This window comes from Micromonospora sp. IBHARD004 (assembly GCF_052814115.1).
In genome coordinates this window covers 6,297,998-6,318,571 of sequence record NZ_CP199934.1, presented here as the reverse complement: position 1 = coordinate 6,318,571, position 20,574 = coordinate 6,297,998, and the positions used below count along the sequence as shown (strand labels likewise).

Sequence of the window (20,574 nt, the reverse complement as noted above, 5' to 3'; positions counted from 1 at the left end):
CATCAACCGGCCCGGCACGGCGGGCTAGATTTGCCGCCATGCTCTACCTGGACCGGCCGACCGTGCCGTGGCGCGGCCGGCTCTGGTCGCACCTGATCAGCGACGTCTCCTACGCCGAGCTGCACGCCTTCGCCGAGGCGCTCGGCGCGCCCCGCCGCGGCTTCGACCGGGACCACTACGACATCCCCGCCGAGCGCTTCCCCATGGCCGTCTGGCTCGGCGCCCACGTCGTCCCCAGCCGCGACCTGGTCCGCCTGCTCCGCGACGCCGGCCTCCGCCGCCCCAAGCACCTCACCCGTCCCCGCCCACCCCGACCACCCCACCCACCCCACCCCGTGCGCGATCTTGCACTTCGGGCCCCGGATCTGAGCTGATCCGTCCCTTTCGCCCGGGCGCCAACTGCAAGATCGCCGAGGCGGGGGCGGGGAGGGGCGGGGGTCAGGGGTGGAGGGTGGTCAGTTCTCGGGTGAGGTTGGTGCGGGCGGGGGTCTCCCAGTGGGCGTGGGGGGTGGGGAGGCGGTAGAGGGCGGGGAGGGCGAGGAGGGACTCCAGGACCCTCGCGCGGGCGGCGCGGAAGTCCGGGTCGGGGACGTGGGCGTACTCGCGGCGGACGGCGGCGGCGTAGCGGTCGTACACCGGTGGTGGGCTGGCCAGGACCGCCAGGTCGGCGTCGCAGAGCAGGGCGCCGTCGGGGTCGTCGGCGGCCACCGCGTGCCCGGCGGTGAGCAGCACCAGCCGGCGGACCTCGGCCATCGCGCCGGCCGGCAGCCCGGCGTCGGCGAGCAGCACGCCCGCGAGGGCCGCGCTGGCCCGTTCGTTGGCGTCGCCGCCGGCGCGCGGGTCGTAGACCGCGTCGTGGCACCAGGCGGCCAGCCGGACCAGGTCGGGACGGCGGGCGGCGGCCGCGTGGCCGTCGACCACGTCGAGCACGGCGGTCAGGTGGTCCAGGGTGTGGTAATGCCGGTGCGGCTCCCGCCAGCCGGCCAGCAGCCGCTCCCCGGCCCGCTCCACCCCGACCGGGTCGGTCGCCCCGGCGCTCCGGGCGGTGTCCCGCCACCGCTCGATCAGCTCTCCCACCTGGTGCAGTCTGCCCTACGCTGAGGATTCACCGGGTGTGACGCGGGTAGTCCCCGCCATGGCCGTGGCCCGGGACCGACGACCGTCGTTCGTGCGTCGCACCTCCTTGAAGAACGGGATGGTGGACGTCGACGCGGCGCGGATCGCCGCGGCGCTGGACCAGCTGCGGTACCGGGGAAAGGCCACCCTGCACGACCGGCTGCACCGGGTCCGGATGGCGATGGGCCTGGCCGTCCAGGCCGGGCTGGCCGCCGCGCTGGCCTGGATCATCTCCCACAAGGTCCTGGGCAATCCGCAGCCGGTCTTCGCGCCGATCTCGGCGGTGGGCACGCTGGCCGCGTCGGTCGGCCAGCGGCTGCGCCGGACCGTGGAGCTGATCATCGGGGTGGCGGTGGGCGTGGCCCTCGGCGACTTCCTGATCTATCTGCTCGGCGCCGGTGGTTGGCAGTTGGGGCTGGTGGTGACCGCCGCGATCCTGCTGACCATCTTCTTCGGCGCGAGCGTGGCCGTCGTGATCCAGGCTGCCGCCACCGCGGTGCTGATCGTGACGCTCAGCCCGTCCACCCAGAACCTGGAGATACCGCGCTTCGTCGACGCGTTCGTCGGTGGCGGCATCGCGTTGGTGGTGACCGCGATCCTGCTGCCGCTCAACCCGCTCCGGGTGATCAACCGGGCCGCCCGGCCGGCGCTGGACCTGCTCGCCGGGCAGCTGGACGTCACCGCCGAGGCGTTGCGCAACCGGGATCGGCAGAGCGTCCAGCGCGCCCTGGAACGGCTCCGGGAGAACAAGGAGGAGCTGGCCACGTTCGGCGAGGCGATCGAGGGGGCCAAGGAGACCGCCACGCTCTCCCCGGTCCGCTGGCACCGGCGCGACGAGCTGACCCACTACGCCGAGGCGGCGGACCCGATCGACCGGGCGATGCGCAACAGCGGCACCCTGATCCGCCGCGCCGTCACCATGATCGAGGACGAGGAGCCGATCCCGGAGCCGATGCCGGACGCCGTCGACCACCTGGCCGAGTCGGTCCGCATGCTCCGGCACGAGTTCGCCGTCGGCGAGGAGCCGGAGAAGGCCCGCGAGTGCTCGCTGCGCGCGGTGAGCGAGGCCGGCCGGGCGTACGCGCAGGGGGTGGGCTTCTCCGGCAGCGTGGTGATCGCCCAGGTGCGTACCGCCGCCAGCGATCTGATGGTCGCCTCCGGCATCGAGCAGGACGAGGCGAACCGGCTCGTCCGGCAGGCGTTCGGCGGCGAGAAGGAACAGCCGCCGGGCGGCCAGCCCGAGGAGCAGGCCGCGCCGAAAGCGCCGACGGCGCCCCCGCTCGGGTGATCCCGGTCAGGCCAGCGCGGCCAGGGCGGCGACCAGCCGGTCCACCTCCGCGGCCGTGCTGCCGAGGCCGATGCTGGCCCGCAGCGCGGTGGGCGGCAGGTCCCGCCGGCCGCTGCGCGCCGCCGCCTCGGCGAGCAGCCGTCGGGCCAGCGGGTGGGCGCAGAAGAGCCCGTCCCGGACCCCGATCTGGTGCACGGTGGCCAGGTGGGCGGCGACCTCGGCGGAGTCCCGCCCGGCCACCACGAAGGAGACGATGCCCACCCGCGGCGCGTCGGGGGCGAAGGTCCGCAGCTCCACGACGTGCGGCAGGGCGGCGAGCCCGGTCCGCAGCCGGGCCAGCAGCCGCTGCTCCCGGGCGTGCAGCGCCTCCCGGTCGGCCCCGGCGAGCGCGGCGCAGACCGCGGCGAGGGCGACCGCGCCGAGCAGGTTGGGGGTGCCGGCCTCGTGCCGGGCCGGGCCGGGGGTCCACCGCACGTCGTGGGTGGCGGCGCCGACGTGACCGGTGGCACCGCCACCGGCCAGGTAGGGCGGGGCGGCGTCCAGCCAGTCCGACCGCCCGACGAGCACGCCGGCGCCGAACGGCGCGTACAGCTTGTGGCCGGAGAGCGCCAGGTAGTCCACGTCCAGCGCGGCCAGGTCGACCGGCGCGTGCGGGGCGAGCTGGGCGGCGTCCACCAGGATCCGGGCGGAGTGCCGGTGGGCGACCCGGGCCAGCTCGGCCACCGGCCACCGCTCACCGGTCACGTTGCTCGCTGCGGTCACCGCGACCAGCACCGGCGGGCCGGGCCGGGCCGCGCCGGCCGCCGTCCCTCCCGACCGCGGAGCCGGCTCGCTCCCCGCGCCCACCCGGCGCAGCTCGCCGAGGGCGGCGTCCAGCGCCCGGACCGCCCCGGCGGGGCTCTCCGGCACCGGCAGCCGGACCGAGCCGCGCGGCCAGGGCAGCAGGTTGGCGTGGTGCTCCCCGGTGAAGGTGACCACGGTGGTGCCGGCGGGCAGCGCCCGGGCCAGCAGGTTGAGCGCGTCGGTGGTGTTCCGGGTGAAGATCACGTGGTCGTCGGCGCGGGCGCCGAGGAAATCGCCGACCGTCTGCCGGGCCCGCTCGTAGGCCAGCGTGCAGCGTCGCGACAGCGCGCCGGCGCCGCGGTGCACGCTCGCGTACCAGGGGAGCAGCTCGGCCACCGCGTCGGCCGCGGCTCGCGCGCAGGGCGCGCTGGCCGCGTAATCGAGGTTGATCTGCCCCGGTACGCCGAGCACGCCGAGCGGGTCGGCGACGGCCGGCCGGTCCGGCAGCGCGGGCAGCGAGGGGACGAGGGTGACGGTCATGCCGGAACCTCCGGGGTCCAGGGGACCCCGGGGTGTGGGCACCGGGACGGGGTCCGCGCTTGCCCAGCACGCCGTTCGGGCTGGGCCCGGTCATCACCCGGGGCACCCCACCGCGAACTCGACGAGGGTTGCCGGCCAGCAAGCCGGGGCTTCACGCTGGCGCTCGTGACCTGCCCGGCAGCATAGCGGCCGGAATGCGGCCGGACCAGAGGGGCGCGGGTGACTACGCTGACCGCATGGCCGACACCCCGCCCGGCGGACCCCCGCCGCCGATCGCGCCCGCCCCGCCCTCGGCGACCCCCCGGATGCCGCTGCGCCGGCTCGGCTGGGGGCGGCTCCTGGTCCTCGCCGGGGTCGTCCTGCTGATCGCCGCCGGCGCGGTCTTCATGGTCTTCACCCTCGGCGAGAGCCTGGGCGCCCAGGCGCTGCTGGTCGGCGTGATCGCGGCGGTCCTGCCGGTGCCGGTGCTGGTCTCCTGCTTCCTCTGGCTGGACCGCTACGAACCGGAGCCGCTGAAGTACCTGATCTTCTGCTTCGCCTGGGGCGCGTTCGTCTCCACCGCCATCTCCCTGCTGGTCAACGAGACGTTCGCCGGGCTGTTCAAGCACTGGGGGCTGCCCACGGCGCTCACCGCCGTGCTGGTCGCCCCGTTCATCGAGGAGCTGACCAAGGCGCTCGGGCCGATCCTGTTGCTGGTCTTCCGGCGCCGGGAGTGGTCCGGGGTCACCGACGGCCTGGTCTACTGCGGGCTCTCCGCGATCGGCTTCGCCATGGTGGAGAACATCCTCTACCTGGGCGGCTACGGCTACCGCACCGGCGTCGAGGAGTACGGTCCGGCGACCGGCGCGCGCCAGGTGATCGCCATCTTCATCGTCCGGATCCTGATCTTCGGCTTCGCCCACCCGCTCTTCACCTCGATGACCGGGGTGGGGCTGGGCATCGCCGCGCGGACCGCCGACCGGCGGGTCCGCGTGCTCGCCCCGATCGCCGGCCTGCTGCTGGCGATGATGCTGCACGGCACGTGGAACCTGCTGCCCTCGCTGGCCGCGGCGACCGGCCAGCCGCTGATCGCCCTGTACGGCTACATCGGCGTGATGGTGCCGATCTTCTTCGGCATGGTGGGGCTGGCGATCTGGCTGCGGGCCTGGGAGGGGCGGCTCACCGAGCGGACCCTGCCGGACTACGTGCGGGCCGGCTGGCTCACCCCGCCCGAGGTGGCGGCGCTGGGCAGCCTGGGGCGGCGGCACGCGGCCCGCACCTGGGCCCGCCGGATCGCCGGCGACGGCGGGGTGAAGGCGATGCGCGGCTACCAGTTCGCGGCGACCCGGCTGGCGCTGCTGCGCGACGGGATGCGCCGGGGGCTGGACCGCAAGCCGGCCGACCGGGACCGGACGGCGCGGGAGGAACGGGAGCTGCTGGAGGCGATCGCGGCGTACCGGTCGTTCTTCGTCGGGCGGGACCCGCAGGCGCCGGTGGGGGTCTGGGACGGACAGCGCTACCACCTGCGCTTCCCGGACGGGTCGCAGCGGGCGGTGCCGGCGCCGGACGAGCCGGTGGTGCCGATTCCGGTGGTGCTGGCCCCGCCGCCGCCCCCGGCCTATCCGGCCGCCTACGGCCCGCCCGGCTGGTACGGCCCCCGACCTGCGGCGCCCTGGCCCCCCGGCGCCTGACCGGCCGTCCGGGTGGTCCGGCGCCGAGCTGACCGGCCGCGCCCTGGCCCCCCGGCGCCTGACCGCTGCCGCCCGCCGGTGGTGGCGGCGCGGGTCAGGTCATCAGGCCGGTCATGAAGTCGCCGAGGCCCTGGAAGATGGCCATCAGCGCCGCCCCGATCCCCTTGAACATCTGCGCCGCGCCGTCCGGCCGGAACGCCATGAAGTAGATCAGGAAGGCAACGAAGCCCCAGAACAGCAGCTTCTTCAGGAATACCGGCATCGTCCCTCCCCAGGGCGCTGGAGGTGCCTGGCTTCCCGTCGGGAAGCAAGGCAAACGACGCCCGGGGTGGGGGAGGGCTACAGGTAGAGGCCGGTCGAGCCGGTGGGCTCGTGCTCCACCCGTTCGGCGGCGACGGCGTGCACGTCGCGCTCGCGGAGCAGGACGTATCCGCGGCCGTGCAGCTCGACCTCGGACCGTTCGTCGGGGTCGAAGAGCACCCGGTCGCCGGCGACGATCGAGCGCACGTGCGGACCCACCCCAACCGCGGTGGCCCAGGCCAGGCGCTTGCCCACCGCCGCGGTGGCCGGGATGACGATGCCGGCGGTGGAGCGGCGCTCGCCCTCGGCGCCCTCCATGCGCACCAGCACGCGGTCGTGCAGCAGGCGGATCGGCAGGCCGGAGTCGAGGTTCTGGTCGACGGTCACGCGAAGACGCTACCGCGCGCGCAGTGACCGGCAGCGCGGTGGTTGAGCGGAGTCGACCGGGGGCAATGTGTGGCGGAACCGCCCTAGGGTGGGTCGGACGGACGTATCCTGTCCCCCCCTGTGTCGTGGGCGGACCAGCTTTGCGGGAGGTGCGCTTGAGCCGCTTCGAGCGGGTACGTGGACGGCTCCGTCACGCGTTCGAATCGGGACGCGAGTCGGTGCGCTCGGGCCGTACCCAGCCGGCGGACGAGCCCGACGACCCGGGCGCGGCCTCGCCGGCCTCGCCGGGTCCGGTGGCGCCGGCCTCGGCGACGGTGGTGGGCGCGGAACCGCCGGCCGCGCTGCACAACTCCACCTCCAGCCGGGACGACGCCGACGTGCCGCACGCGCTGCGGATCGGGGCCGCCTGGTCGTGGCGCCTGATCGTGATCGGGGTCGTCGCCTGGGCGCTGCTCCGGATCGTCGGCACCATCCGGATCGTGATCATCCCGCTGGCGGTGGCGCTGCTGCTGTCGGCCCTGCTCGCCCCGGCGGTCGGCTGGCTGCTGAAGGCCCGCTTCCCCCGGTCGCTGGCGACCGGGGTGGTGCTCGTCGGCGGGCTGGCCGCGGTGGTCGGCACGCTGACGCTGGTGGTGAACGAGTTCATCCAGGGCGTGCCCGAGCTGAGCGAGAAGTCGTCGGAGGGCGTGCGGCAGATCCAGAACTGGCTCAAGACCGGCCCGTTGCACCTGTCGGACAGCCAGCTCAACCGCTACATCGACGAGGCGCAGGGCTGGATCCAGGGCAACACGGAGAAGTTCACCAGCGGGGCGCTGTCCACCGCGGCCACCCTGGCCGAGGTGCTCACCGGCATCATCCTGGTGCTCTTCGCCACCTTCTTCTTCCTGCGGGACGGCAGCCGGATCTGGCGGTTCCTGGTCCGGCTGCTGCCGGTCGCCGCCCGCTGGAAGGTCGACGACGCCGGCCGGGCGTCGTGGTCGACGCTGGGCGCGTACGTCCGGGCCACCGTCCTGGTCGCCTTCATCGACGCGGTCGGCATCGGCATCTTCCTGGTCGTCTTCGACATCCCGTTCGCCTTCCCGCTGGCCGCGCTGGTCTTCCTGGGGGCGTTCATCCCGATTGTCGGCGCCGCGCTCTCCGGCGTCGTGGCGGTGCTGGTGGCGCTGGTCGACAGCGGGCCGATCAAGGCGCTGATCATCCTCGGGGTGGTGATCGGCGTGCAGCAGGTCGAGGGGCACGTGCTCCAGCCGTTGATCATGGGGCGGGCGGTGGCCATCCACCCGCTCGCCGTGATCATCGGGATCGCCGCCGGCGTCGTCCTCGCCGGGATCACCGGGGCGCTGGTCGCGGTGCCGCTGATCGCGGTGCTCAACACGGCCGTCCGCCGGCTCGCCGCGCGGACCGTGCCGGACACCCCGCCGGACGCGGTGGTGGTCGCCTCGCAGGCCCCCTGAGTTGTCCCGGAATTGATTGATCGACGCCCGCGCGGCCGGCGGTCAATCGCCCTGCTCCCTACAAGCGGTCACCGACCCGCACCGGGTGGACGGGCGGACGGCCGACGGGGCCGTCCGCCCGTTCCGTCAGCTCTTCCCGAGCCGTTCCAGCGCGCCCCGGGCCACGTCCGGCCGGGTGGTGTACCAGAACGGCGGCAGCGAACGCCGCAGGAACGGGCCGTAGCCGCGGGCGGTCTCCAGCCGGGAGTCGAGCACCGCGACGACGCCCCGGTCCCCGGTGGCCCGGATCAGCCGTCCCACGCCCTGGGCCAGCCGGACCGCCGCGATCGGCACGCTGACCGCGGCGAAGCCGGACCCGCCGCTGGCGTCCACCGCCGCGGCCCGGGCCGCCGCGAGCGGCTCGTCCGGGCGCGGGAAGGGCAGCCGGTCGATCACCACGAGCTGGCAGGCGTCGCCCGGCACGTCCACCCCCTGCCAGAGCGACATCACCCCGAACAGGCAGCTCGACCGCTCCTGCCGGAACCGGCGGACCAGCAGCGGCAGCGCCTCCTCGCCCTGGAGCAGCACCGGCAGGTCGGTCCGCGCGCGGAGCAGCTCCGCGGCCTGCTGCGCGGCCCGTCGTGAGGAGAAGAGCCCGAGGGTACGCCCACCGAGCGCCCCGACCAGCGCCAGCAGCTCCTCGCCGGCCGCCTCGGGCAGCCCGGAGACGCTGGGCCGGGGCAGGTGCGCGGCGACGTAGAGGATGCCCTGCCGCGCGTAGTCGAACGGTGAGCCGACGTCGAGTGAGCGCCAGCCCGGGCCCTCGGTGGCCGGCACGGTGCCGGTGGCGGCCCGGCTGCCGGGTGCCGAGGCGACCGGCGCGGGCACGGCGGCGTCCCCGCGCGCCGTGCTGGCGGCGAGGGCGGCGGCGGCCGGGGTCGGCGGGGCGGGCGGCGGCGCGTCGAGCCCGAGCGCCCGGGCCACCGTGTCGAACCGGCCGCCCAGCGCGAGGGTCGCCGAGGTGGCGACCACCGTGCGCTCGTCGTACAGGTGGGTGGCGAGGGTGCCGGCGACCGAGAGCGGGGCGACCACCAGGGCCCGGCGGCTGCCGTTGTCGGGCTTCTCCACCCAGGCCACGTCGTGGTCCGCCTCCTCCAGCAGCCGCTGGGCGGTGGTGGAGAGCTCGTCGAGCACCGCCTTCGCCTGCTGCTTGCGGACCGGGTCCGGGTCGTCGGCCTTGACCTCGCCGATCGCCTCCAGCGCCGCCCGGGTCGCGGCGTCGAGCAGCGTGCACGCCTCGCGCAGCGGCCCCGGCAGCCCGGCGGTCAGCCGCCCGGCGGGCACCTCGGCCAGCCCGACGGCGAGGGCGTCCCCGGCCTCGGTGAGCCGTTCGGCGACGTCGGGCCGGAGCAGCGGTCGGGCCCGCCGGGCCGACCGGTCGATCAGCTCCGGCACCAGCTCGGCCTGGGCGGCCGAGGAGACCCGGTCGGCCAGCTCGTGCGCCTCGTCGACGATGAGCAGCTTGTGCGGCGGCACGATGTGCCGGCCGGCGAGCATGTCGACGGCGAGCAGGCTGTGGTTGGTGACCACGATGTCCGCCTCCCGGGCCCGGGCCCGGGACGCCTCGGCGAAGCACTCCTGGCCGAACGGGCAGCGGCTCGCGCCGACGCACTCCCGGGCCGGCATCGACACCAGCCGCCAGGCCTGGTCGTCGACGCCCGGGTCCAGCTCGTCCCGGTCGCCGGTGGCGGTCTCCTCGGCCCAGTCGCGCAGTCGCTGGATCTGCTTGCCGAGCCGGCCCGCCTCACCCAGCCACTTCGTCCCGCCGCCGGGGCGGGGCGCCGGGGCGTCGAAGAGGGTGTCCTCCGGCTCGTCCTCGGTGGAGTTGTCCAGCCGGGCCAGGCAGAGATAGTGGTGCCGTCCCTTGAGCACGGCGAAGGTGGGCCGCCGGCGCAGCAGCGGCTCCACCGCGTCGGCGAGCCGGGGCAGGTCGTGGTCGACCAGCTGGGACTGCAACGCCAGGGTGGCGGTGGAGACCACCACCGGGCCGTCCACGGTCAGCGCCGGGGCGAGGTAGGCCAGCGACTTGCCGGTGCCGGTGCCGGCCTGGACGAGCAGGTGCTCGCGGGAGGTGATGCTCCGCTCGATCGCCTCGGCCATCTGCTGCTGGCCCGGGCGGGTGGCCCCGCCGGGCACCGCGCCGACCGCCGCGGCGAGCAGGTCGCCCCCGCTCGGCCGGGTGCCCCGACCCTTCCGGGGCGCGGCGGGACCGGTGGCGGTGCGGGGCGGAGTCACCGTGCGACGGTACCCGCCGCCGCCGACACCGGGCGCGCCCATCCGCGTGGTGTCGTCGCCGTACGCGTTCGCGCGGGTCGCGTCCGGTTACCTGCCGATCGCGTCGCGTGGCCGGAATCGGTTAGGGTGCCACTCATGCCGAGCGACGTGGTCCGCGTGATCTACCGCAAGTACGACGGCAGCGCCCACCGCGACTACCCGGCCCGCCGGCTCGCCGAGGACGACCTCGGTGTCTGGCTCGGCGTGCCGGCCGGCACCGAGTCGGTCTACCACGGTCGGCCCTCGGTGGAGCAGATCCCCTTCGTCCTGCTGGTGCCGCACCACGGTTGGTGGACCGGCATGTTCAACCCGCCGCCACGGACCAGCGAGGTCTACTGCGACATCGCCACCCCGGCCCGCTGGGAGGGCGACGACACGGTCCACCTGATCGACCTCGACCTGGACGTGGTGCGTCGCCGGGCGACCGGCCTGGTGGAGCTGCGCGACGAGGACGAGTTCGCCGAGCACCGGGAGCGCTTCGGCTACCCCGACGACGTGGTCGCCGAGGCCGAGTCGGCGGCCCGCTGGCTCTTCGGCGCGCTCGCGGACGGCACCGAGCCGTTCGCCACGTCGTACCGGAAGTGGCTGGCCCTGGTGCTCTGAGCCGGGCTCACCAGCGCGGCGGCCAGGCGTCGTCCGGGCCGAACGGCGGCAGCTCGTGGAGCTTCTCCGGGTTGAGCTGGTTGAAGACGCCGGTGACCCGCCCCTCGTGCACCGCGTACGCCATGACCAGGCGCAGCGTGCGGCCGTCCCGGTAGACGGTCTCCATCTGCCAGCCGAGGGCGCCGTCGACCAGCACCGGCCGGGCCAGCAGCGGGCCGACGAACCGGGCGGCCTGGCCGAAGAGGCCGAGGATGAAGCGGGCCACCGCCTCGGCGCCCACCACCGGCCGGCGGGCCGCCGGGAAGTGCCCGCCGCTGTCGCCGACCATGACCACGTCCGGGGCGAGCACCTCGACCAGCCGGTCCAGCTCGCCGGACTCCACCGCCGTGGCGAACGCGGCGAGCACCCGCTGCTGCTCGGCCAGGTCGGCGGTGTGCCGGGGGACGTCCGGGCCGGTGACCGCGCGGCGGGCCCGGGAGGCGAGCTGCCGGGCGGCGGCGGGAGTGGTGCCGAGCACCTCGGCGATGGTGGCGAACGGCACCGCGAAGACGTCGTGCAGGACGAAGGCCACCCGCTGCTCCGGCGCGAGCCGCTCCAGCACCACCAGCAGCGCGGTGCCGAGCTGGTCGGTGCGGACCGCCCGCTCGGCCGGGTCCGGGGCGAAGCCGTCCGTGGCCGGTACGGCGGTCACCACGGGTTCGGGCAGCCACTGGCCGGGATAGGTCTCCCTGCGGACCCGGGCCGAGCGGAGCACGTCCAGGCAGATCCGCGAGCAGGTGGTGGTCAGCCAGGCGCGCAGCTCCCGGATCTGGGCGCGGGCCGCCGGCTCGGCGAGTGCGCCCGCGTAGCGCAGCCAGGTCTCCTGCACGGCGTCCTCGGCCTCGCTCCGGCTGCCCAGCATCCGGTGGGCCACCGCCGTCAGGTGCCCCCGCTCCGCCTCGAACTCCGCCGCAAGATCTCCCACCACGACATCCCTCCCCACTGACACATTCTCCCCCTCCCCGGCACGTCCCATCGCCCGCAAACATGACGGCCGGCGGTCAGGGAATTGTGGCCTCTCCTAAAAGACGTAGAAAGGGTGAAATGGGCATGGTCGGGGGGCGGGAGGGGCGTCGGGAGGCGGGGGTGGGTGGGGTGGGTGAGGATCGGGGGATGAGCGGAGTCGATGGGGTCGGGGCCGTGCCGCCGCAGGGCGGGGCGATGCGGGAGTTGCTGCGGGTGAACCCGGGCGGCGGGGCGGTGGACCTGCGGGCGGTCGACCCGCGGTCGACGCCGGGGCTGCCGGGGGCGGCGGGGAGCGGGAAGCGGCGCAAGGAGTGGGCCCGCGAGCAGGTCGAGCTGCTCGGCGCCGACCTGGGCCGGCAGCAGGAGATGCTGTACGCCGCAGCGCAGGCCGCGGCCGGCCCGGAGGCGCCGACCAGCGCTCCGACGGCGGCCGACGCCCAGCTGGACGGCGACCGGCCGCGTCGGGTGCTGCTGGTGCTCCAGGCGATGGACTGCGGCGGCAAGGACGGCACGATCAAGCGGGTGGCCGGCGCGATGAACCCGCTCGGCCTGCACATCCGCTCGTTCGGGCCGCCCACCGAGGAGGAGCTCCGGCACGACTTCCTGTGGCGGATCCGCCGGGCCCTGCCGCCGCCCGGCTACGTCGGGATCTTCAACCGCTCGCACTACGAGGACGTGCTGATCGCCCGGGTCGGCGAGCTGGTCGACGAGCCCACCTGGCGCGCCCGGTACGACCAGATCAACGCCTTCGAGCGGGAGCTGGTCGACGGCGCGGTGACCCTGGTGAAGGTGATGCTGCACATCTCGTACGCGGAGCAGGGCGAGCGGCTGATGGAACGGCTGACCGATCCGCACAAGTACTGGAAGTACAACCCGAGCGATCTCGACTCGCGGGCCCGCTGGGACGACTACCAGGCCGCGTACGCCGAGGCCCTGGCCCGCTGCGACGCGGACGCCGCGCCGTGGTTCGTGGTGCCGGCGGACCGCAAGTGGTACCGGGACTGGGCGGTGGCCCACCTGCTCCGGGAGACGTTCGACGGACTTGATCTGGGGTATCCGGCTGCCGGTTTCGACGTGGAGCGGGAACGCCAGCGGTTGCGGAGCGGGGCCGGGAGGGCTGAAGGTAAACGGCGGGTGAACGAACGGTGAATCGGGCTTGACCGGGGGTGGGCCGGCTAATGCCCGGTTCCCCCGGGTACCTAGCATGCCCAGAGCAGCCGCCCCCCGGGGCGGCGGCCACCCTTCCACCGACACGACGAGGTCCGTGCTGTGAAGTTTTCCTTCCGTCCCACCGAGGGCGCCTTCTACGAGCTCTTCACCAGGGCCGCGCAGAACCTGGTGCGGGGTACCGAACTGCTGAACGAGCTGGGCCTGCCCGACGTCGACATCCAGTCGGTCAGTGAGCGGCTGACCGAGGTCGAGCACGACAGCGACCAGATCACCCACCAGCTCTACAAGAAGATCAACTCTACCTTCATCACCCCGTTCGACCGGGAGGACATCTACCGTCTGGGCTCGCTGCTCGACGACGTGATGGACCACCTGGAGGCGGTCGGCAACCTGCTCTACCTGTACGGCCTGACCAAGCTCCCCGCGCTGCCGCGCGAGCTGCACGAGCTGGTCAACGTCCTCGACCAGCAGGCCAAGCTGACCGCCGAGGCGATGCCCCGGCTGAAGTCGATGAAGGACCTCGAGGACTACTGGATCGAGTGCAACCGCCTCGAGAACGACGGCGACCAGGCGTACCGGATGCTGCTGGTCCGGCTCTTCTCCGGCGAGTACGACGCCCTCACCGTGCTGAAGATGAAGGAGGTCGCCGACGAGCTGGAGGCCGCCTGCGACGCCTTCGAGCACGTGGCGAACACCGTCGAGACCATCACGGTCAAGGAGTCCTGATCCTGTGAGTCCCGAACTCATCGCCGTGCTGGCGGTGATCGCGGTGGCCCTGGCGTTCGACTACACCAACGGCTTCCACGATGCCGCCAACGCGATCGCGACCAGCGTCTCCACCCGGGCGCTGACCCCCCGGATCGCCCTGCTGCTGGCTGCGGTCGGCAACTTCATCGGCGCGCACTTCGGCGCCGGCGTGGCCAAGACCGTCGGCGACGGCCTGGTCACCCTGCCCACCGGGGTGGCCAGCCTGGGGGTGGTCTTCGCCGGGGTGCTCGGCGCGATCGCCTGGAACCTGATCACCTGGTACTTCGGCCTGCCGTCGTCCTCCTCGCACGCCCTCTTCGGCGGCCTGGTCGGGGCGACCCTGCTGGCCACCGGTGGGGTGGTGCAGTGGGCCAACATCGGCGAGAAGGTCCTCCTGCCGATGGTGCTCTCGCCGCTTGTCGGCCTGACCCTGGGCTACCTGCTGATGCTGGCCATCCTCTGGCTGTTCCGGAAGGGGCAGCCGGGCAAGCTGAACCGGGGCTTCCGCTGGGCGCAGACCGCCTCGGCGGCGGCCATGTCGATCGGCCACGGCATGCAGGACGCCGCCAAGACCATGGGCATCGTGGTCCTGGCCCTCTACACCGGTGGCTTCCAGGAGGACAAGACGCACATCCCCGGCTGGGTCTTCTGGACCTCGGCGACCATGCTGGCGCTGGGCACGTACGCCGGTGGTTGGCGGATCATCCGGACCTTGGGCCGGAAGATCATCGACCTGGGTCCCCCGGAGGGCTTTGCCGCCGAGACGGTGGCCAGCGCGGTGCTCTACTTCAACGCCCTGGTGCTGAAGGCCCCGATCTCCACCACCCACACGATCACCTCGGCGATCATGGGTGTGGGCGCGACCAAGCGCATCTCCGCGGTCCGGTGGAACGTCGCCGGCAACATCGTGATCGCCTGGATCATCACGTTCCCGGCCGCCGCCGCGATCGCCTGCCTCGCCTACCTGCTGGTCCGGCCGCTGTTCTGAGCCCGTCCCGCCCGTTGAGGGGCCTCCTGCCACGGCAGGGGCCCCTCACGCGTAGTGGACGCCGATGCGCTCCCGGACCCCGTCCAGCAGCGCCATCACCTCCAGCGTCGCCGCGTGCGGGACCAGCGGGCTCTCGATCAGCCCGGCGGCCAGGCAGCGCTGCACCTCGGCGGCCTCGTGCTGGTAACCGCCACCGGTCAGGTCGGCGGGGACGGTCTCCGGTTCGGCCCCGAGCCGGTGCAGCACCGCCGAGCCGGGCCGGTAGAACGGCTCGGGCAGGTCGATCCGGCCGGTGGTGCCGGTGATCGAGGCGGTGATCGCGGTCGCGCCGACCATGCCGCAGCTCAGCGTGGCGACCGCGCCCGAGTCCCAGCCGAGGACGATGCCGGTGTTCTCGTCCACGCCCTCCGGGCTGAGCTTCGCCCAGGCCTGCACGTGCTGCGGCACGCCGAGCAGCAGGTGGGCCAGGCTCAGCGGGTAGACGCCGAGGTCGAGCAGCGCCCCACCGCCCAGCGTCCGGGCCCGCATCCGGTGCTCGGGCGGGAACGGCCCGGCCGCCCCGAAGTCCGCCCGCACGCTGGTCACCTCGCCGATCGCCCCGTCCGCGATCAGCTCCAGCACGCCGAGGATGAGGGGGTTGGTCCGCATCCACATGGCCTCCATCAGGAAGACCCCGCGGGCCCGGGCGGTCTCCACCAGCTCGGTGGTGGTGGCCAGGTCGAGGGTGCAGGGCTTCTCCACCAGCACCGCCCGGCCGGCGGCGAGGCAGGTCATGGCCGCCTCGTGGTGGGCGGCGTGCGGGGTGGCCACGTAGATCACGTCCAGGTCCGGGTCCGCGGCCAGCTCAGCCCAGGAGCCGTACGCCCGCGGGGCGCCGTGCCGGGCGGCGAAGAGCTCGGCGCTCTCCGGCGTACGCGAGCCGACCGCGACCAGCTCGGCCCCCGGCACCAGCCGCAGGTCCTCGGCGAAGCGGCCGGCGATGTGTCCGGTGGCCAGGATTCCCCAACGCGTCATGGCGGCACGCTATCCCGGACCGCACGGCCGTCGGGAGGATGATCCACCGGTCGGGAACTAGGCTCGCGGAATGACGATCGACGGCTTCGCCGCACCCCCCGCCCTGGTGGAGCACGCCCGCCGGTTCCACGCCGAGGGTGGCACCCCGGCGGCGCCCCGGGTCGCGGCCACCGTGCTGCTGCTCCGCCCCGCCGGCGCCGAGTTCGAGGTGTACGTCATCCGCCGGGTCGCCGCGATGACCTTCGGCGGGATGTACGCCTTCCCCGGCGGCGGCGTGGACCGCTCCGACTCGCAGGCCCACCTGGACTGGGCCGGCCCGGAGCCGGCCGAGTGGGCCGCCCGCCTCGGGCAGGCGCCGGACGCCGCCCAGGCGGTGGTCTGCGCCGCCGCCCGGGAGGTCTTCGAGGAGGCCGGGGTGCTGCTGGCCGGCCCGGACGCCGCGACGGTGGTGGGCGACGTCAGCGGGGACGACTGGGAGGCCGCCCGGCAGGACCTGGAGGGGCGCCGGGTGGGCTTCGCCGACCTGCTCGCCGGGCGGCGGCTGACGCTCCGGTCCGACCTGCTCCTGCCGTGGAGCCGGTGGATCACGCCGGAGTTCGAGCCGCGCCGCTTCGACACGTACTTCTTCGTGGCCCTGCTGCCCGAGGGGCAGCGGACCCGGGACGTCTCCGGCGAGGCCGACCACACCATGTGGATCCGCCCCGCGGACGCCCTGGCCCGCGCGGAGGCGGGCGAGCTGACCATGCTGCCCCCCACGCTGGTCACCCTGGCCCAGGTGGCCGCGGCCGGCGACCTGGCCGGGGTGGCCCGCGCGGCGGCCACCCGCGACGCCGCCACCCCGGTCACCCCCCGCCTCGACCTCCCCGAGCACGGTGAACCCCGCTTCCTCCTCTCCTGATCCCGGCCCCGGACACGCCGAGGGGCGTCGGTCAGTGCGACCGACGCCCCTCGCGGACCGGGAACCAGCGGCTCAGCCGAAGCGGCCGGTGATGTAGTCCTCGGTCTTCTTCACGCTCGGGTTGCTGAAGATCTTCTGGGTGTTGTCGTACTCGATCAGCCGGCCCGGGTCGCCGGTCTTCTCGATGGAGAAGAAGGCGGTGCGGTCCGACACCCGGGCGGCCTGCTGCATGTTGTGGGTGACGATGACGATGGTGAACTTGTCCTTGAGCTGGAACATCAGGTCCTCGATGGCCAGCGTCGAGATCGGGTCCAGCGCCGAGCAGGGCTCGTCCATCAGCACCACCTGCGGCTCGACCGCGATGGTGCGGGCGATGCAGAGCCGCTGCTGCTGACCGCCGGAGAGGCCGGCGCCCGGCTTGCCGAGCCGGTCCTTGACCTCGTCCCAGAGGTTCGCCGACCGGAGCGCCCTCTCGGCCGCCTCCTCCAGGATCGACTTCTTGCGGACGCCGTTGAGCCGCAGGCCGGCCACCACGTTCTCGAAGATGCTCATGGTGGGGAACGGGTTCGGTCGCTGGAAGACCATGCCGATCATCCGGCGGACCGCGGTGACGTCCACGTCCCGGTCGTAGATGTCCTGGTTGTCGATGGTCAGGCTGCCCTCGACCCGGGCACCGGGGAGCACCTCGTGCATCCGGTTGATGGACCGCAGGAAGGTGGACTTGCCGCAGCCGGAGGGGCCGATCAGGGCCGTCACCGTCTTCGGCTCGACGGTCAGGTTGATGTTCTCGATCGCCTTGAAGGCGCCGTAGTACGCGCTGACGTTGGTGGCTTCGATGCGCTTGGCCATGGTGGCGGTACCTCCGGGGTTCATCGGCCGAGCCGGTTGCGACGGGCCAGCAACTTCGCCGCGATGGTCAGGACGAGTACGAGGGCGACCAGGGTCAGCGCCGCGGTCCACGCCCGTGCCGGCGAGTACTTCGATGCCTCGCCGGCCTGCTGGTAGACGAAGAGAGCCAGCGACGACTGGTTGTTCTCGAAGGGGTTGAAGTTGATTGCCGCGCCGCCGCCGGCGACGAGCAGCACCGGGGCGGTCTCACCGGCGGCCCGCGCGATGGCGAGCATGATGCCGGTGACAATGCCCGGCAGCGCGGTCGGCAAAACAACCCGCAGGATGGTCTTCCACTTCGGCACGCCGAGGGCGTACGCGCCCTCCCGTAGCGGCGCCGGGACGAGGCGGAGCATCTCCTCGGTGGAGCGCACCACGGTCGGGAGCATCAGCACGCTCAGGGCCAACGCCGCGGCGAAGCCGGAGAAGCCCGGCCGCCCGTCGTTGAACCACGGCGAGACGATGAGCACCCAGAACGCCAGCACGAAGAGGCCGGTGACGATCGACGGAATGCCGGTCATCACATCGACGAAGAACCGGATGGCGAAGGCGAACCTGCCCCGGCCGTACTCGACGATGTAGATCGCGCAGAGCACCCCGAGCGGAACGGTGATCAGAGTCGCGATCCCGACCTGCTCCAGCGTGCCGATGATGGCGTGGTAGGCGCCGCCGTTCGCGTCCCGGGCCCCGATGTTGTTCATCGAGGTGTTGAAGAAGTTCCCGTCGAGCCGTTCGACGCCCTTGCTGACCAGGATCCAGACCACCGAGGCCAGTGGCAGCACCGCCAGCACGAAGGCCGAGTGGATCAGCGCGCTCCAGGTGCGGTTGCGGGCCGCCCGGCGCCCCTCGACCGCGTTCGCGGCGGTGAAGAGCCCGGCCAGGTAGAAGAGCGCGCCGAGGACCACCACCAGGACGGGGCCGCCGATGCCGAGGCCGTAGACGACCCCGGCGGCGACCAGCAGGGCGGCGACGGCGATGGCGGGCGCGGCGTACCGCGGCAGCCGCTTGGCCCGCAGGGTCGTCGGCTGGGCCGGCGGTCGGGTGCGGTGACTGGTGACGAGGCTGCTCATGCGGCCGACTCCGTGAACTCGCGGCGGCGGTAGATGATCGCCCGGGCGGTGATGTTGACGATCAGCGTGATCGCGAAGAGCACCAGGCCGGAGGCGATCAGCGCGCCCCGACCGGTGTCGTTCGCCTCGGCGAACCGGTTCGCGATGTTCGCGGCGATGGTGTTGCCGCCGCTCTGCAGGACGTTGAACGAGATGGCGTAGGTGGAGCCGAGGGTCAGCGCCAGCGCGATGGTCTCGCCGAGCGCGCGGCCCAGGCCGAGCATCACCGCGGCGATGATGCCCGGACGCCCGTACGGCAGCACGGCGGTGCGCAGCATCTCCCAGCGGGTGGCGCCCAGCGCGAGGGCGGCCTCCTCGTTGGCGGTCGGGGTCTGCAGGAACACCTCGCGGGAGAGCGAGGTGATGATCGGCAGCACCATGATCGCCAGCACCACGGAGCCGAGCAGGATCGAGCTCCCGTACGGGCCGTCGCCGAAGATCGGGATCCAGCCGAAGTACTTGTTCAGCCAGGTCGACAGGTCGGTGACCGGCCCGACGAGGTAGTCCCGGCCCCAGAGGCCGAAGACCACGCTGGGCACGGCGGCCAGCAGGTCGATCACGAAGCCGAGACCGGTGCCGACCCGGCGGGGGGCGTAGTGCGTTAGGTAGAGGGCGATGCCCAGCGCCACCGGCACCGCGATGAGCAGCGCCAGCACCGAGGAGAGCACGGTGCCGAAAGCGAGCGCGCCGATGCCGAACTTGGCCGGGTTGTCGTTCGGGAACCAGCCCTCGAAGGTCCAGAAGTCCTCGCTGTTCGCCTGCAACGCCGGAACGGCCTTGGCGATCAGGAAGACCGCGATCGCCGCGATGATGACCAGCACGGCGGCGCCGGCGGCCAGGGTGAGGCCGCGGAAGGCCCGTTCCGCGCCGAACGCCCGGGCCTTGGGCAGGCCGCCGCCGCCGCCCAGCCCGTTCCCGATCGGGTTACGAGGGTTGCCTGAGGTCTCGGCCACACGCGCCGAGGCACCGGCGGGCCACTCGTGACCGGAAGTCACGCGGGTCCCGCCGGTGCCGGCGTGCGCCGAGCGGTGAGGGGTTTCACCCATCTGCTCGCTCGCTTCGAATTGAGGAGGTGGTGTTGCTCGGGACGGTCAGGAGAGGTTCTTGACCGCGGCCTCGACCTTGGTGCGGACCGAGTCCGGCAGCGGGGCGTAGCCCAGCTCGACCAGGTCGGCCTGGCCCTCGGCGCTGGCGGCGTGGGTCAGCAGGCCCTTGACCAGCGGCAGCTTGTCGGCGGCGAGGCCCTTGCTGCAGACGATCTCGTAGGTCGCCAGGACGATCGGGTAGGCCCCGGCCTGCGTGGTCTTGTAGTCGATCGACATCTTCAGGTCGTCGCCCTGGCCCTCGATCTTGGCCCCGGCGATGGTCTTGCCGGCCGACTCGGCGGTGAGCTCGGCCCACTCGCCGGCACCGTTCTGGACCTTGGCCTTCTTCAGGCCGCCGTTCTCGGCGTACGACCACTCGACGTAGCTGATGGTGCCGTCGGTGCCCTTGACCTTGCTGGCCACGCCGTCGGACTTGGCGGCGCCCACGCCACCCGGGGCCTTCCACGCCTTGGCGTTGCTGAAGGTCCAGTCCGCCTCCGCGGTCTTGGAGAGGTACTTGGTGAAGTTGTCGGTGGTGCCCGACTCGTCGGAGCGGTGCACCGCCTGGATCGCGGTGGCCGGCAGCTTGGCGTCCGGGTTGTCGGCCTTGATGGCCGGGTCGTCCCACTTGGTCACCTTGCCGGCGAAGATCTTCGCCAGGGTGGCCGGCTTGAACTGGAGGTTGTCCACGCCGCTGACGTTGTAGACCACGGCCACCGGGCCGATCACCATCGGCAGGTTGAGCGCCTGGCCGCCCGAGCACTTGGCGTCGGCCTGCGGCTGCTCCTCCGGCTTGAGGGCCGAGTCGGAGCCGGCGAAGTCGGCGGTGCCGGCGATGAAGGCCTGGATGCCCGCGCCGGAACCGGTCGGCTCGTAGTTGATCGTGGTGCCGGCGCACTTCTGCTGGTACGCCTTGATCCACTCGGCCATCGCGTTCTTCTGCGCGGAGGAGCCCTGCGCGTTCAGCGTGCCCTTGCCGCAGTCGACCGCGGCGGCGGAGCCGGAGGCGGAGGTGCCGGTCGGCTCGTTGTTGTCCGAGCCGCAAGCGCTCAGACCGAGCACCGCAGTGAGAGCGAGGCAGGCAATGGCGCCGTGCCGCTGGAGCTTCACCTGAGGGGTTTCCCTTCACGTCTTTTGGTCAGTCGCCCGGACGGAGCCGGGGGCCGGCGCTGACCGGCTGACCTGAAAGTTAGAAGTGCCAGGTAGACGGTTCGCC

Annotated in this window: 19 protein-coding genes, 1 pseudogene and 1 riboswitch; of the genes and pseudogenes, 9 read left to right on the top strand and 11 right to left on the bottom strand. The window is 73.4% G+C overall.

Features of this window, described 5'->3' with window-relative positions; genetic code table 11:
- Nucleotides 1-38: 38 nt before the first annotated feature.
- Complete coding sequence (locus tag ACTWO6_RS30755) at nucleotides 39-374, top strand: DUF4031 domain-containing protein (protein WP_446217168.1); 336 nt, start codon at nucleotides 39-41, stop codon at nucleotides 372-374.
- A gap of 64 nt (nucleotides 375-438) precedes the next feature.
- Here the strand turns inward: ACTWO6_RS30755 and ACTWO6_RS30750 are convergent, their stop codons facing one another.
- Complete coding sequence (locus tag ACTWO6_RS30750) at nucleotides 439-1,077, bottom strand: HD domain-containing protein (RefSeq protein ID WP_446217167.1); 639 nt, start codon at nucleotides 1,075-1,077, stop codon at nucleotides 439-441.
- A gap of 118 nt (nucleotides 1,078-1,195) precedes the next feature.
- On the opposite strand from ACTWO6_RS30750, the gene ACTWO6_RS30745 reads away from it, so the two are divergent.
- A complete protein-coding gene (locus tag ACTWO6_RS30745; protein ID WP_446220827.1) occupies nucleotides 1,196-2,404 on the top strand; it encodes an FUSC family protein in 1,209 nt (402 codons plus the stop codon).
- Between the two features lie 6 nt (nucleotides 2,405-2,410).
- Here ACTWO6_RS30745 and ACTWO6_RS30740 read toward each other — a convergent pair whose 3' ends face one another.
- The gene (locus tag ACTWO6_RS30740; protein WP_446217166.1) at nucleotides 2,411-3,727 is read right to left on the bottom strand and encodes an aminotransferase class V-fold PLP-dependent enzyme; all 1,317 of its coding nucleotides are present in this window, start codon (nucleotides 3,725-3,727) and stop codon (nucleotides 2,411-2,413) included.
- A 50-nt stretch (nucleotides 3,728-3,777) separates the two neighbouring features.
- Nucleotides 3,778-3,898: riboswitch (SAM riboswitch) on the bottom strand.
- Nucleotides 3,899-3,921: 23 nt separating this feature from the next.
- On the opposite strand from ACTWO6_RS30740, the gene ACTWO6_RS30735 reads away from it, so the two are divergent.
- Nucleotides 3,922-5,397, top strand: coding sequence for a PrsW family intramembrane metalloprotease (locus tag ACTWO6_RS30735; protein ID WP_446217165.1), 1,476 nt, complete (start codon nucleotides 3,922-3,924; stop codon nucleotides 5,395-5,397).
- Nucleotides 5,398-5,491: 94 nt separating this feature from the next.
- On the opposite strand, the gene ACTWO6_RS30730 is transcribed toward ACTWO6_RS30735, so the two are convergent.
- Nucleotides 5,492-5,659, bottom strand: a complete 168-nt coding sequence (locus ACTWO6_RS30730) for a hypothetical protein (RefSeq protein ID WP_165439845.1) — start codon at nucleotides 5,657-5,659, stop codon at nucleotides 5,492-5,494.
- Between the two features lie 77 nt (nucleotides 5,660-5,736).
- Nucleotides 5,737-6,084: a GroES family chaperonin gene (locus ACTWO6_RS30725; protein WP_446217164.1), complete on the bottom strand. Its 348-nt coding sequence runs from the start codon at nucleotides 6,082-6,084 to the stop codon at nucleotides 5,737-5,739.
- Nucleotides 6,085-6,209: 125 nt separating this feature from the next.
- On the opposite strand from ACTWO6_RS30725, the gene ACTWO6_RS30720 reads away from it, so the two are divergent.
- Nucleotides 6,210-7,538, top strand: coding sequence for an AI-2E family transporter (locus ACTWO6_RS30720; RefSeq protein ID WP_446217163.1), 1,329 nt, complete (start codon nucleotides 6,210-6,212; stop codon nucleotides 7,536-7,538).
- Nucleotides 7,539-7,664: 126 nt separating this feature from the next.
- Here the strand turns inward: ACTWO6_RS30720 and ACTWO6_RS30715 are convergent.
- Nucleotides 7,665-9,845, bottom strand: a pseudogene (locus tag ACTWO6_RS30715) (ATP-dependent DNA helicase); the annotation flags it as partial.
- Between the two features lie 102 nt (nucleotides 9,846-9,947).
- Between ACTWO6_RS30715 and ACTWO6_RS30710 the strand changes: the two are divergent.
- Nucleotides 9,948-10,454, top strand: coding sequence for a DUF402 domain-containing protein (locus tag ACTWO6_RS30710; RefSeq protein ID WP_446217162.1), 507 nt, complete (start codon nucleotides 9,948-9,950; stop codon nucleotides 10,452-10,454).
- Between the two features lie 7 nt (nucleotides 10,455-10,461).
- On the opposite strand, the gene sigJ is transcribed toward ACTWO6_RS30710, so the two are convergent.
- Nucleotides 10,462-11,418, bottom strand: a complete 957-nt coding sequence (gene sigJ, locus ACTWO6_RS30705; protein ID WP_446217161.1) for an RNA polymerase sigma factor SigJ — start codon at nucleotides 11,416-11,418, stop codon at nucleotides 10,462-10,464.
- A 188-nt stretch (nucleotides 11,419-11,606) separates the two neighbouring features.
- Between sigJ and ACTWO6_RS30700 the strand changes: the two genes are divergently transcribed.
- From ACTWO6_RS30700 to ACTWO6_RS30690, 3 genes are all read left to right on the top strand, one after another.
- A complete protein-coding gene (locus tag ACTWO6_RS30700) occupies nucleotides 11,607-12,608 on the top strand; it encodes a PPK2 family polyphosphate kinase (RefSeq protein WP_446217160.1) in 1,002 nt (333 codons plus the stop codon).
- A 120-nt stretch (nucleotides 12,609-12,728) separates the two neighbouring features.
- On the top strand, nucleotides 12,729-13,355 hold the full coding sequence (locus ACTWO6_RS30695; protein WP_446217159.1) for a DUF47 domain-containing protein: 627 nt from the start codon (nucleotides 12,729-12,731) through the stop codon (nucleotides 13,353-13,355).
- A gap of 4 nt (nucleotides 13,356-13,359) precedes the next feature.
- On the top strand, nucleotides 13,360-14,364 hold the full coding sequence (locus tag ACTWO6_RS30690; protein ID WP_446217158.1) for an anion permease: 1,005 nt from the start codon (nucleotides 13,360-13,362) through the stop codon (nucleotides 14,362-14,364).
- Nucleotides 14,365-14,409: 45 nt separating this feature from the next.
- Here the strand turns inward: ACTWO6_RS30690 and ACTWO6_RS30685 are convergent, their stop codons facing one another.
- Nucleotides 14,410-15,378 (bottom strand): Gfo/Idh/MocA family protein, encoded by a 969-nt coding sequence (locus ACTWO6_RS30685; protein WP_446217157.1) that lies wholly within the window; start codon nucleotides 15,376-15,378, stop codon nucleotides 14,410-14,412.
- Between the two features lie 70 nt (nucleotides 15,379-15,448).
- On the opposite strand from ACTWO6_RS30685, the gene ACTWO6_RS30680 reads away from it, so the two are divergent.
- Entirely contained in the window at nucleotides 15,449-16,276 is an 828-nt protein-coding gene (locus ACTWO6_RS30680; RefSeq protein ID WP_446217156.1) for an NUDIX hydrolase, read from the top strand.
- A gap of 72 nt (nucleotides 16,277-16,348) precedes the next feature.
- Here the strand turns inward: ACTWO6_RS30680 and pstB are convergent, their stop codons facing one another.
- Genes pstB through pstS form a run of 4 tightly spaced genes read right to left on the bottom strand, consistent with a single transcriptional unit; the run spans nucleotide 16,349 to nucleotide 20,468 of the window.
- Nucleotides 16,349-17,125 carry a phosphate ABC transporter ATP-binding protein PstB gene (pstB, locus tag ACTWO6_RS30675; protein ID WP_446217155.1) on the bottom strand — a complete coding sequence of 259 codons (777 nt, stop codon included), beginning with the start codon at nucleotides 17,123-17,125 and terminating at the stop codon, nucleotides 16,349-16,351.
- A gap of 20 nt (nucleotides 17,126-17,145) precedes the next feature.
- Nucleotides 17,146-18,234, bottom strand: a complete 1,089-nt coding sequence (gene pstA, locus ACTWO6_RS30670; protein WP_446217154.1) for a phosphate ABC transporter permease PstA — start codon at nucleotides 18,232-18,234, stop codon at nucleotides 17,146-17,148.
- A complete protein-coding gene (pstC, locus tag ACTWO6_RS30665; protein ID WP_446217153.1) occupies nucleotides 18,231-19,319 on the bottom strand; it encodes a phosphate ABC transporter permease subunit PstC in 1,089 nt (362 codons plus the stop codon). The genes pstA and pstC overlap by 4 nt, the downstream gene beginning before the upstream one ends.
- A 45-nt stretch (nucleotides 19,320-19,364) precedes the next feature.
- On the bottom strand, nucleotides 19,365-20,468 hold the full coding sequence (gene pstS, locus ACTWO6_RS30660; RefSeq protein WP_446217152.1) for a phosphate ABC transporter substrate-binding protein PstS: 1,104 nt from the start codon (nucleotides 20,466-20,468) through the stop codon (nucleotides 19,365-19,367).
- Nucleotides 20,469-20,574: the final 106 nt, after the last annotated feature.